Source organism: Acidovorax sp. (assembly GCF_046291265.1).
Lineage (GTDB): Bacteria > Pseudomonadota > Gammaproteobacteria > Burkholderiales > Burkholderiaceae_C > Acidovorax.
Map to the genome: position 1 here is coordinate 1 of NZ_JBKBTV010000098.1, position 11033 is coordinate 11033.

The 11033-nt window shown below is 66.6% G+C and carries 11 protein-coding genes and 1 pseudogene; 6 read left to right on the forward strand and 6 right to left on the reverse strand.

The window, feature by feature from the left end; translation table 11 throughout:
- The 4 genes and pseudogenes from ACK41V_RS22270 to ACK41V_RS22285 all read left to right on the forward strand — a co-directional run.
- Positions 1-620, forward strand: a pseudogene (locus ACK41V_RS22270) (efflux RND transporter periplasmic adaptor subunit); the annotation flags it as partial.
- Complete coding sequence (locus ACK41V_RS22275; protein ID WP_409785667.1) at positions 617-2614, forward strand: MacB family efflux pump subunit; 1998 nt, start codon at positions 617-619, stop codon at positions 2612-2614. The pseudogene ACK41V_RS22270 and the gene ACK41V_RS22275, both read left to right, overlap by 4 nt.
- Positions 2615-2622: 8 nt before the next feature.
- The gene (locus ACK41V_RS22280) at positions 2623-4098 is read left to right on the forward strand and encodes an efflux transporter outer membrane subunit (RefSeq protein WP_409785669.1); all 1476 of its coding nucleotides are present in this window, start codon (positions 2623-2625) and stop codon (positions 4096-4098) included.
- Positions 4095-4571, forward strand: a complete 477-nt coding sequence (locus ACK41V_RS22285; protein WP_409785671.1) for a Fur family transcriptional regulator — start codon at positions 4095-4097, stop codon at positions 4569-4571. The genes ACK41V_RS22280 and ACK41V_RS22285 overlap by 4 nt, the downstream gene beginning before the upstream one ends.
- Positions 4572-4718: 147 nt before the next feature.
- Here the strand turns inward: ACK41V_RS22285 and ACK41V_RS22290 are convergent, their stop codons facing one another.
- From ACK41V_RS22290 to ACK41V_RS22305, 4 genes are all read right to left on the reverse strand, one after another.
- Entirely contained in the window at positions 4719-5210 is a 492-nt protein-coding gene (locus ACK41V_RS22290; RefSeq protein ID WP_409785672.1) for an HU family DNA-binding protein, read from the reverse strand.
- 251 nt (positions 5211-5461) lie between these two features.
- Positions 5462-6109, reverse strand: coding sequence for a PAQR family membrane homeostasis protein TrhA (trhA, locus tag ACK41V_RS22295; RefSeq protein ID WP_409785674.1), 648 nt, complete (start codon positions 6107-6109; stop codon positions 5462-5464).
- A 28-nt stretch (positions 6110-6137) separates the two neighbouring features.
- Positions 6138-6296: a hypothetical protein gene (locus ACK41V_RS22300; RefSeq protein WP_409785676.1), complete on the reverse strand. Its 159-nt coding sequence runs from the start codon at positions 6294-6296 to the stop codon at positions 6138-6140.
- A complete protein-coding gene (locus ACK41V_RS22305) occupies positions 6271-6402 on the reverse strand; it encodes a hypothetical protein (RefSeq protein WP_409785678.1) in 132 nt (43 codons plus the stop codon). The genes ACK41V_RS22300 and ACK41V_RS22305 overlap by 26 nt, the downstream gene beginning before the upstream one ends.
- A 185-nt stretch (positions 6403-6587) precedes the next feature.
- Between ACK41V_RS22305 and ACK41V_RS22310 the strand changes: the two genes are divergently transcribed.
- On the forward strand, positions 6588-7592 hold the full coding sequence (locus ACK41V_RS22310) for a M14 family zinc carboxypeptidase (protein ID WP_409785679.1): 1005 nt from the start codon (positions 6588-6590) through the stop codon (positions 7590-7592).
- 11 nt (positions 7593-7603) lie between these two features.
- Positions 7604-8392 (forward strand): alpha/beta fold hydrolase, encoded by a 789-nt coding sequence (locus ACK41V_RS22315; RefSeq protein ID WP_409785680.1) that lies wholly within the window; start codon positions 7604-7606, stop codon positions 8390-8392.
- 48 nt (positions 8393-8440) lie between these two features.
- Here the strand turns inward: ACK41V_RS22315 and ACK41V_RS22320 are convergent, their stop codons facing one another.
- Together ACK41V_RS22320 and ACK41V_RS22325 are read right to left on the reverse strand one after the other, a co-directional pair.
- Positions 8441-9088 carry an SGNH/GDSL hydrolase family protein gene (locus ACK41V_RS22320; protein WP_409785682.1) on the reverse strand — a complete coding sequence of 216 codons (648 nt, stop codon included), beginning with the start codon at positions 9086-9088 and terminating at the stop codon, positions 8441-8443.
- A 262-nt stretch (positions 9089-9350) separates the two neighbouring features.
- Positions 9351-10643 (reverse strand): SPOR domain-containing protein, encoded by a 1293-nt coding sequence (locus ACK41V_RS22325; RefSeq protein WP_409785684.1) that lies wholly within the window; start codon positions 10641-10643, stop codon positions 9351-9353.
- Positions 10644-11033 lie beyond the last annotated feature (390 nt).

Here is an 11033-nt window from a genome sequence, read left to right on the forward strand (position 1 = left end):
GCCAGACGCTGAACGCCACCTACCAGACGCCCAACATCCTGCGCATTGCGGACCTGTCGACCATGACGGTGTGGACCGAAGTGTCCGAGGCCGACATCCGCCGCCTGAAGGTGGGCATGCCCGTGTACTTCACCACGCTGGGCGGGCAGTCTGACGCTGCAGCGCGCCGCTGGCGCAGCACGGTGCGGCAGGTGCTGCCCGCGCCACCCACGCCCGAGGCCAAGGCCGCGGGCGGCGCAAGCGCGCAGGCCGCTGCCAGCAAGGCGGTGTCGTACACCGTGCTGTTTGACGTGGACAACGCCGATGGAGAGCTGATGCCGCAGATGACCGCGCAAGCCAGCTTTGTCACCGCGCAGGCAATCGGCGTGCTGGCCGTGCCGTTGTCTGCGCTGACCCCGGCGCCCGCTGCCAAGGGCCTCCATCAAGGTCAGGCCGCCAGCGATGCGCCCACCCACAGCGCCCGCGTCCTGCTGGCCGATGGCCGTGTGGAACCCCGTGCCGTGCAGGTGGCCGTCAAAAGCCGCCATCTGGCCGAGGTGCGCACCGGCCTGCAAGAAGGCGAGCAACTGGTGACGGGCGAGCGCCCCGCACGCAGCGGCCCGCAAAGGTTCAAGCTGTGAGCACAAGGGAAGCGGCGGCGGCAGCGCCGCTCATCGAGCTGCGCGACGTGCGCCGACGCTACGGCGGTGGCGAGCAGCCCGAGGTGGAGGTGCTGCGCGGCATCTCGCTCACCATCCGGGCGGGCGAGTTTGTGGCCATCGTGGGGGCATCAGGCTCGGGCAAGTCCACGCTCATGAACCTGCTGGGTTGCCTGGACCGGCCCAGCAGCGGCCGCTACCTCTTCCAGGGGCAGGACGTGGCGGGCTTTGGGGCTGACCAGCTCGCCTGGCTGCGGCGCGAGGCCTTTGGCTTTGTGTTCCAGGGCTACCACCTGATCCGCGCTGAATCGGCACGGGAGAACGTGGAGGTGCCCGCCATCTATGCCGGTCTGTCGCGCGACGAGCGCGCCCGCCGGGCCACGGCACTGCTGGCGCGGCTGGGCCTGGCCGACAAGCTGGAGCACCGGCCGACCCAGCTGTCGGGCGGGCAGCAGCAGCGGGTGTCGATTGCGCGGGCGCTGATGAACGGCGGCCGCATCATTCTGGCCGACGAGCCCACCGGCGCGCTGGACACCAAAAGTGGCGCCGAGGTGATGGCCCTGCTGCACGAACTGGCCGACGCGGGCCACACCATCGTGCTCATCACCCACGACCGCGAAGTGGCCGCCCAGGCACTCCGCGTGATCGAGATCCGCGACGGGGAGATCGTGGCGGACACCGCAGAGGCAGTGGATGAAAAAAATCAAGCCAAATTGGCCTCTAGCGCTTTACCATCAAGCGCTAGTAGCTATCAATTGAATAGTAATAAACCTTCCCGCAGTGCGTTCTGGGCCGAGCTGGCAGAAGCCGCACGCACCGCGTGGCGCGGCATGCGCATCAACCGGGCACGCACGGGCTTGACGCTGCTGGGCATCGTGATCGGTGTGGCCTCGGTCATCGTGATGCTGGCCGTGGGCGAGGGCGCCAAACAGCGGGTGGTGGAGCAGATGGGCTCCATGGGCACCACCATCATGTACCTGGGGGCCAGCCATCCGCGCGAGGGTGGCCCCATGGGCGAGATCTCCGCGCAGGACCTGGAAGCCATCGCGCAGCTGCCAGAAATCGGCCACGTGATGCCCGTCATTGGCGACCCCATCCCCGTGCGCCACGGCAACGCCGAGCGCCAGGTCTATGTGTTTGCGGCCAGCGAAGACATGCCCCGCGTGCACCACTGGAAGGTGGCGCAAGGCCGCTACTACACCGCTGCCGAAGACCGCGACATGGCCCCACTGGTCGTGATGGGCCACAAGGCCAGCGCACACTTTTTTCCGGACGACCCGAACCCGCTGGGGCGGCACCTGCTGGTCGGCAATGCACCATTTGAGGTGATTGGCGTGATGGCCGAACGCGGGGCCGAGTCGGGTGCGCAGGACTACGACGACATGGTGTTCATCCCCTACCAGGCGGGCCGCGCACGGGTGTACCGGGTGCAGACGCAGCCCGACTACACGGTGATCGCTGCAGCGTCGGTGGCGCAGGTGCAGGCGGCTGAAAAGGCCATGCATGCGCTCTTGCTGTCACGCCATGGCCGCGAGGACTTTCGCATCGGCAACGCCGCCGCCAAGCTGCAGGCCGAGGCGCAAACCCGCAACGCCATGACCATGATGCTGGGGCTGATCGCAGCCGTTTCGCTGGTGGTGGGCGGCATCGGCGTGATGAACGTCATGCTGATGACGGTGCGCGAGCGCACGCGCGAGATCGGCATCCGCATGGCCACGGGTGCGCGGCAGGGTGACATCCTGCGACAGTTCTTGACCGAAGCCGTGCTGGTCACCCTGGTGGGCGGCGGTGCAGGCGTGGCCATCGGCCTGGCGTTGGGCGCGGCGCTGATGGCCTTCGGAGTGCCAGTCGTCTTTTCTCTGACAGCCATAGCAGGCGCGTTTGCGTGCGCAGTGGCCACCGGCCTGGTGTTTGGCTACATGCCCGCGCGCCGCGCAGCCGGGCTGGACCCTGTCGTGGCGCTGGCCTCTGAATGAGTTTTTGCATGACATCTGTTGCCTGTATCCGCGCCTTTCACTCCGTCTTTTTCCTGGCCCCGCTGCTGCTGTTGGGCGCCTGTGCCACGTCGCCTGCATCCGATCACGAACCGCTGGCGTTGACGCTGCCTGCGCAGTGGAGCAGTCCCCTAACCGCACCGGGCAGCGTTTCCCAATCAACCGCTTGGCACGACCTGGGCGATGCCGAGCTGAACCAGCTCATCCAGACTGCCCACATGCACAGCCCTGACCTGGCGGCTGCCGTAGCCCGTGTGCAGCAGGCCGATGCCACTGCACGTGGCGTGGGCGCAGCGCTGCTGCCCGCGGTGGGCGCCACGCTGAGCGCCAACCGCCAGTCGCGCCTGGGCGGGCAGGCGGATGTGATCGGAACTGGCACCACCGCAGCGTTGGCGGCCAGCTACGAACTGGACTTCTGGGGCCGCCAGCGCGCAGAGCACCGCAGCGCCTTGGCGCTGCGCCAGGCCAGTGCCCACGACCATGGCACGGTGCAGATCACCCTGACCGCTGCGGTGGCCCAGGCCTGGCTGCAATTGGTTGGTGGCCGCGAGCGCCTGGCCATTGCGTCACTCAACCTGCAAAGCGCTGAACGCGTGCTGGCGCTGGTGGATGCCCGCGCCCGCGCCGGTGCCGCCACCGCGCTGGACCAGGCACGCCAGCGTGGTCTGGTCGCCACACAGCGGCAAACGTTGGAGGCGCTGCGCCAGCAAGTGCAAGGGCACCACACCGCGCTGGCGTTGCTGCTGGGCCAAGCGGAGTTGCCCCTGGTGCAGTCCAGTGTCTTGCCGCCGCTGCCCCCGGCTTTGTGGGACACGGGCCGCCCGGTGGACTTGCTGGTGCGCCGCCCCGACATTGCGCGCGCTGAAGCCCGCCTAGCGGCGGCACACGCCGATGTGTCGGCGGCGCGCGCTGCGCTGTTGCCACGCATCAGCCTGAGCGCCAGTTTGGCCACGGGCGGCAGCGGACTTGGACGGCTGCTGGACAACCCACTCTACAGTTTGGCGGCGGCCCTCGCCGCACCCATTTTTGACGCCGGGCGATTGGTGGCGGGGGAAGACCTTGCACAGGCCCGGCGAGCCGAGCTGCTGGCGCAATATCGCACCGCCATCGTGGCCGCGGTGGGCGATGTGGAGCTGGCCTTGCAGGCGGTCGCAGGCACCCAGTTGCAACAGATGGCCCAGGCCGATGTGGTGGAGCAAGCCCAGCAAGCGGCCCTGCTGGCGCAGGCCCGCTACCGCGCTGGCGCGGAGACCTTGCTCACGCTGCTGGATGCACAGCGCACCCTGTACGCGGCGCAGGACGTTGCCGCGCAACTGCGCTCGGCAGCCTGGGCAGATCGCGTGGCGTTGCACCGTGCGGTGGGCGGGGGCTGGGCAAACGCAGACGCTGCTGCGGAAGTGCGCGCCGATGTGGCCGCGCCGCCATCTGGCGGGTCTGTCCCGGTCTTTGCAGGGCCACGGCCGTGAGCGATGACGCCTCAGCGCTGCAGCGCCTGCGCGCCGCTGGTCTGCGCCCCACCACGGCGCGCATCGGGATTCTGCAGGTCATTCATGCGGCGGGAGTGCGGGGCATTGGTGCAGACGAGGTGTTCCGCCAGATGCTGCTGCGCGGCGTACATGTCAGCACCAGCACGGTCTACCGGATCATTCACGAACTGGATTCCCTGGGCGTTCTGTTGCATGACCGCACTGATCATCGGTACACCGTCTATCGCCTCGCACCTCCCGCGCTGCCACTCCACGAGGTTCGCGTGGCGTGCAGGCAATGCGAACGGTTTGTGGTGTTGCCTGGCGCTGCATTGCGCAGCGAACTGCAGTCACGCGCTGCACACATGGGGCTGAGCCCGTTGCTCGAAGAGCTGGTGCTGCAGGTGCAATGCCTGGGGCGTGAGTCGGGCTGTGAGTCTTCCGCGGTGTCCGGGTGCGGAACGCAGGGGTAAGCGAACTGGCGGCCTCTGCACAGCGGCGTGATGGGGAGTGTGCGGCCGATGCGCCTAAAAAAAGGCGCCGATGCAGCAAGAGCATCGGGGCCTTTTTGTCACTGCACCGCGCTGACGAGCGCAGCAGCGGTGGTGGGGAACGGCGGTTTAGGCCGTTGCGTCCTTGAGCTTCTTCAGCGCGCGGGTCTTGATCTTGACTGCTGCAGGCTTGGCGGGGAACCAGCGCTCTTCACCGGTGAAGGGGTCCTTGCCAAAGCGCTTCTTCTTGGCGGGGATCTGTTGCAGGCCGATCTTCATCAGGCCGGGCAGCGTGAATTCGCCAGAGCCCTTTTTGTGCACGGAGCCCAGGATTGCGGCTTCCAGCGCGGCCAGCACGGCCTTGGCGGCCTTGGGTTCCACGCCCGATTGCTCGGACAAGTGGGCCACCAGCGTGGTCTTGTTGAAGGCCGTCTTGATGGGCTTCAGTGCAGCAGTGGTTGCAACTGGCTTGGCGGCAGGCGCTGCGGCCTTCTTTGCTGGAGCAGCCTTCTTGGCCGGTGCAGCGGCCTTCTTGGCGACGGGTGCAGCCTTCTTGGCTGCAGGTGCGGCGGCCTTGACGACCTTCTTTGCGGGGGCAGGAGTTTTCTTTGCAGTTGCCATGATGTTGATGTTTCTTCGTTGTTCAGAGTTGCTAGGTGCCCGCCCGGATTTCCGAGAGGGGCGCCCGATTTTAGGGGTGATGCCGCGAACAGCCTATAGCCGGAGTCCTACGCGGTGAGGACTCTTTCACAAATGTGCGCCTGGCAGCGTTGCAACGTGCACGCGCGACGTTGCCAATGAGCGATGTGGAGTGCACTGAGTCGGTGCATTCCACCTGCGCGTGGAGGCCGTGAAAGTCAGTGCTGCACCTGTCACGCAGTGGTGTGCGCCATCACGGCTAGCACCGCAAACACATGGCAGGTGGTGCCCGCCGCTACACACGCATGCCACACGGCGTGCGCGTAGCTTACGGTCGAGTCCAGCGCGTAGAAAACCACGCCCACTGTGTATGCCGCACCGCCAATGACCAGCCACGCGGTACCCAGCGCAGGCATGGGTTTGATCAACGGCAGCGCCGCTATCAGCACCAGCCAGCCCATGGCCACATACAGGCCGGTGGACCACAGGGTGGACGTGTTCCGCGCCAGCGCCTTCGTCACAAAACCTGCGGCAGCAGCGCCCCACACCAGCGACAAGGTCACCATGTTTTGCGGCGATGCAGGCTGGCTGAGTGCAAAGGGCGTGTAGCTGCCTGCAATGAAAAGATAGATGGCCGCGTGGTCCAGCTTCAACAGCCATTGCTTGGCCTTGCCGGGCGGCAGCGCGTGGTAAGCGGTGGACGCACCGTACAGCAGCACCATCGTGATGGCGAAGATCACCACACCGGCATACGCCCTGGCACCCAGGTGCAGTGCAGATTCCAGCAGCTTGGGTGTGGCCAGGCAGGCCGCCAGAAGTGCTACGCCGTGGCAGCCGCTGTTGGCAATCTCTTCACCCTTGTCGGGCGCTGGGTCGTGCATGGTCCACCTGCCTGCAAGGTGTCTGTGGTCAGCGGTGTGCAGGTGTCTGATGCCGCTCGCGCCACAGTTGGTAGCGCGAGCGCTGCAGCGCTATCAGCTCCACCAGGCCCCAAGCAGCGGCGCATGCCAGCGTGCCCAGCCACAGGGCCCGGCGGTAGGCCTCAGTCCTGCGCAGCGGCCGGCGCATCGTCGCAGGTCCATTCGTGGGTGCGGGGCAGGTCAAAGCTCAACCATCCCCGTTCATCGAACAACTCATCCAGCAGCCGCTGCAATCCGAGCAATTTCCAGAGCATGGTGCGCCTCTTTCAAAGGGTGTGACTGGTGGCAAGTTAGCGCCGTTGTGTGACGGTTTCGCGTCGTTTCGCTGAATCCACACACTCACGTCATGGGGCTATCGGGGCACGCATCCGGGCGATATCCTTGCGCGGTCGGGCACCTTTGCCCAGCTGTTTTTGCCTTGACCACCCACACCCCGAACATGCTTCCCGAGCTTCTGGCGCTGGAGAAAATCATCGAGCTGGGCGGCTCCCATCTGCAGGTGCAGGTGGTTCGTGAGGTGTCCATGGCGTCGGGACAAAGTTTCCCTGTCTATGCCATCGGGGTGGGAAATCCGGGGCTGGATGTACCTGCGATGGGGTTCTTCGGCGGGGTGCATGGCCTGGAACGCATCGGGGCCGAGGTCGTGATCGCCTATCTGCAGAACGTGGTCATGCGGCTGCAGTGGGACACCACGCTGCACCAGCAGCTCGAACGCGTGCGCCTGGTCTTCATGCCCATCGTCAACCCCGGGGGCATGTGGTCTGCCACCCGCGCCAACCCGCACGGAGTGGATCTGATGCGCAACGCCCCTGTGGATGCGGTCGACCGGGTGCCTTTTGGCATTGGCGGCCAGCGGGTGAGTGCAGGGCTGCCCTGGTACCGGGGGCGCCTGGGCGATGCGATGGAGGTCGAAAGCCAGGCGCTGTGCGAGGTGGCCACGGCGCAACTGCTGGCACGGCCCTTCAGCATTGCGCTCGACTGCCACTCGGGTTTTGGTGTGAAGGACCGCCTGTGGTTTCCGTATGCGCACACCCGAAAACCCATTCCGCACCTGGCCGAGCTGCATGCGCTGCATGAGATTTATCTGCAGGCCCACAGCAACCACCAGTACATTTTTGAACCGCAGAGCGCGCAATACCTTGCGCACGGCGACCTGTGGGACCACCTCTATCTGCAGGCCTGCCAGACGGTACCGGCGCACACGTTTTTGCCGCTCACGCTGGAGATGGGCTCGTGGCTGTGGATCAAGAAAAACCCGCGCCAGCTGTTCTCGCGCAACGGCATCTTCAACCCGCTCATCAACCATCGACAGCAGCGGGTGCTGCGCCGCCACCTGTCGCTGCTGGACTTCCTGTCGCGGGCGGCCTGCAGTCATGCACGGTGGGCCCCGGCGCCCGAGCAGCGCACACAACGCCGGGCCGAAGCGATGGCCGCGTGGTACTGAGGGCAGGCAGCGTGCCACGGTCGCCCCGGCCCCGCCAATGGATTCTGCTGCGCGGACTGACCCGCGAGTCTGCACACTGGGGTGACTTTGCGGCAGACCTGCAGCAAGCGCTGCCTGCCGACCAGGTGCTGGCGCTGGACCTGCCGGGCAATGGGCAGTTTCATACCGTGCCCTCGCCCCTCTCGGTGCAAGCCATGGTGCAGGCCTGTCGCAATGAGCTTGCGAGGCGGGCGGTGGCGCCGCCATACCACTTGCTGGCGATGTCGCTGGGCGCCATGGTGGCCACCGAGTGGGCGCGGGCAGCGCCCGGCGAGGTGGCGGGCTGCATATTGATCAACACCAGCATGCGGCCCTTCAGTCCGTTTTATCACCGCTTGCGGCCATACAACCTGGCGGCGCTGTTGCAGTTGGCGCGCAAGTGGCGGTCGCAGTCGGCAAGCGACGCAGAGGCGGCGGAACGGATTGTTTTGCGCATCACAAGCAACCGCGCGCCAGACCGCGGTGCTGCCATCCCGCTGTGGGCCGCCGTGCGTCAGCAGCGGCCCGTGTCAGCCCGCAATGCGCTGCGCCAGCTGGTGGCCGCTGCGCGTTACCAGGCGCCTGCGACGGCGCCGGGTGTGCCCCTGTTGCTGCTGGGCAGCACCCAAGACCAGTTGGTCGCCCACCAGTGTTCGAAATCGATTGCCAAGGCATGGGGCATCCCGTTGCACAAGCACCCTTCTGCGGGGCACGATCTGCCGCTGGATGACCCGCAGTGGGTCATCAACGAGCTAGTGCAGTGGGTGGAGTGGACAGCGTGATATCGCAAAGCCCGCCCCCGCAAGGGACGCGGTACAGGGTCAGCGCCCTTACAAGCCCAGGTCGGCCAGCCCGCCTTGCGCCACCAATTCGCGGTACCACTCCTGGTAGCCGGCGCTGCTGGGGTGCAGGCCGTCGGCGGCATTCAGTTCTTTGCTGCGGGTCACGAACGGGTCTTGGTCGCGGGATTTGAGCAGGCGCACGTAGCGCACTTGCTGGGCGGCGGTGACCTCTTGCACCAGGGCGTGCAGCGTCTCAGACCGGCGCGACATGGCCCATGACAGCGGGGGAATAAAAAAGGGTGCATGCCCCACATTGCCGCAAGGCATCACCACCACATGCCGACCCTTTTCGCGGGCCAGCGCCACGGTTTGCTGCAGTTGGGGGCGCAGCTCTTCTTCAGCGGTAAAGCGGATCACGTCATTGCCGCCCCCCAGCACCAGCACCAGGTCGTAGCCCTTGTCCGCCTGCTCCAGCTGCTTCACGATGTCGCCAAACTTCGCGCCGTTGGCCGCCAGGTTGTCGATGCGCCACTGCGGGTGCTGCTGGCCAATCAAGCCAGGCAAGCTCTCTGCAGGCGCCGCAGCGCCTGTGCCCACGGCGGTGCTGTCGCCCACCACCAGCAGGCGCTTGGTGGGCTGGGCAGGTTGTGCGGTGTAAGGCTGCGCTTCGCGGGCCAGCTCTGCAGCGGTCCACATGCGCCATGGTGCGCAGGCGGTCACCAAAAGCGCTCCCGCGATCACCGCGGTCAAAGTTGCCAAGCGGCGGGTGACGGACGGGAGGCGAGTGGGGCGCTGGTGGGGCATGGGTGCTGGCGCTGCGGCCAAGGCTGCAGCTATTTTTTGGGGGTAAGGGCGCAGCGTAGTGCCCATACCGCTGGTGCCGCGTCGGTGTCGGGTAGCGGCAGGCGTAGGACGTGGGCGATGGGCTGGCGCTGCGCCTGCGGCCGACCACAATCCGTCAGCGGTCTTGTTTGAACACCACTGCGTCCAGCGCCATGGCGCGGATGGACGCGGCAGCGGCGTCGGCCTTGGCGCGGCTGTCGTAGGGGCCTACGCGCACGCGGATGCGGCGGCCTTTGGTGTTGTTCAGCTCTTGGCGAAACGCGGGCAGCCCCTCGTTCAGCAGCCGCGCCTGCGCCTTTCGCGCATTGGCCTCGTCTGCAAACAGCCCCACATTGATGTAGTAGCCCGCCGAAGTTCCCACGGTGGGCAACGGCGCAGAGGCTTTGGGCTCAGCAGCCGAGGCTGCGGCTTTGGTGGCTCGGGTCTTGGTTGGCGGGGCTGCGCGGCCTGCGGGTTCGGTGGCGGGGGCTGTTTTGGCGGCGGGTTTGGATGCTGCCGCAACTGCCGCTGCGGGTGGCTTTTTGGAAGCTGCGGGCGTCGCGGGCGCTGCCGTGGGGCGGGGTTCAGCCGCTGAGGGTGGTGTTGCGCTGGCAGCTTGCCGCGGCGCGGGCGAGGCTTGGGTTGCCGCAGACGCGGAGGATCGGTTGGACGATGTTGCGGGTGCCGATGTGGCTGCGGCTGAAGCGGGCTGCAGCTCTTGAGCAGGGGCGGGGGCAGGTTCCGGTGTGATCTCAGCTGGCGCAGAGGCCGCCGAGGCCTGCGAAGCGGCCCGCGACGCGGCAGCCATGGTCGCTTGTGCCACCGTCACCGCAGGCTCCAGTGCCAGGGGTTTGGTGTCTGAAGGCATCCACACCAGGTACGCCAGCGCGGCGGCCGCTGCCAGCGCGAAGTTGCCCAGCACCACCGCCCGCAGCCGTTTGCGAGAGCTGGCCTGCTTTTCCAGCAGAACAGAGGCCTCGGGCAGGGTGCGGGAGGCCGCCAGCGCCCGGGCCACGCGCTTGCGGATGTCCGCATACAGGATGGCATTGCCATACAAGCCCGGCACCACAAACGCCAGCATCGCAAAAGTGCCCAGCACCCCCAGCTCCACACCCGGCGGCCATTGCAGAAAGTTGCGACCAATGCCATACACGATCAGCGCCAGCCCTTCGGCCGCGGCCAGGTAGACCAGCGCGGGCGTCCACAGCTGCCGAAACAGCATCCAGTTGATGGTGGCCAGGCAGGCCGCCCAGTTCCAGGTGGTGGTGGTGCGACCGGTGTTGTCAAAGCGCTCGAAGACGGCCAGGTAGTACGCCGTGTTCACGGGCCCCAACGCCAGCCGGGACAGCGCCGTCATGGCGTTGTCGGACGGCGAATCGAGCGACATGGACGGGATGATGGAGGCGACAGGATCCGTGTGGTCGAGCATGGGCCGATTCTGTCATGGGCCCGTGTTTGCGCCACATGGTTTGCGCTCGGGCACGGCGCTGGCGCAACGCTGCGGTGCGCCAGCGCTCTGCGCCGCGAAAGATGGCGACCCTGCCAACGCTGGTCGCGCGGCAGAATTTTTAGTAAAAATGGCCGCTAGCGCTTATCCAATAAGCGCTAATAGCTATCAAAAACGTAGTGAATTTGGAAGACGCACCACCTCAAGCCCCACGCACCATCGCCATGATCTTGCCCGCGTCCAGCGTGGCGGCCTTTTGCTGGATCTGCGGCAGGTACTGCGACTGCATCTGCTTGGCGGGGCCCAGCAGGTTCTGGAAGGTGTCGCGCAGCATGGCCGTGCTCATCACCCGGCCCCCCGCGTAGTAGCGCT

What these genes read in the sequence shown, in the direction of transcription:
- ACK41V_RS22280 (WP_409785669.1), top strand. Translation starts at nt 2,623, where the DNA reads ATGACATCTGTTGCCTGTATCCGCGCCTTTCACTCCGTCTTTTTCCTG.
- ACK41V_RS22290 (WP_409785672.1), bottom strand. Translation starts at nt 5,210, where the DNA reads ATGGCAACTGCAAAGAAAACTCCTGCCCCCGCAAAGAAGGTCGTCAAG.
- trhA (WP_409785674.1), bottom strand. Translation starts at nt 6,109, where the DNA reads ATGCACGACCCAGCGCCCGACAAGGGTGAAGAGATTGCCAACAGCGGC.
- ACK41V_RS22300 (WP_409785676.1), bottom strand. Translation starts at nt 6,296, where the DNA reads ATGCGCCGGCCGCTGCGCAGGACTGAGGCCTACCGCCGGGCCCTGTGG.
- ACK41V_RS22305 (WP_409785678.1), bottom strand. Translation starts at nt 6,402, where the DNA reads ATGCTCTGGAAATTGCTCGGATTGCAGCGGCTGCTGGATGAGTTGTTC.
- ACK41V_RS22310 (WP_409785679.1), top strand. Translation starts at nt 6,588, where the DNA reads ATGCTTCCCGAGCTTCTGGCGCTGGAGAAAATCATCGAGCTGGGCGGC.
- ACK41V_RS22320 (WP_409785682.1), bottom strand. Translation starts at nt 9,088, where the DNA reads ATGTGGACCGCTGCAGAGCTGGCCCGCGAAGCGCAGCCTTACACCGCA.
- ACK41V_RS22325 (WP_409785684.1), bottom strand. Translation starts at nt 10,643, where the DNA reads ATGCTCGACCACACGGATCCTGTCGCCTCCATCATCCCGTCCATGTCG.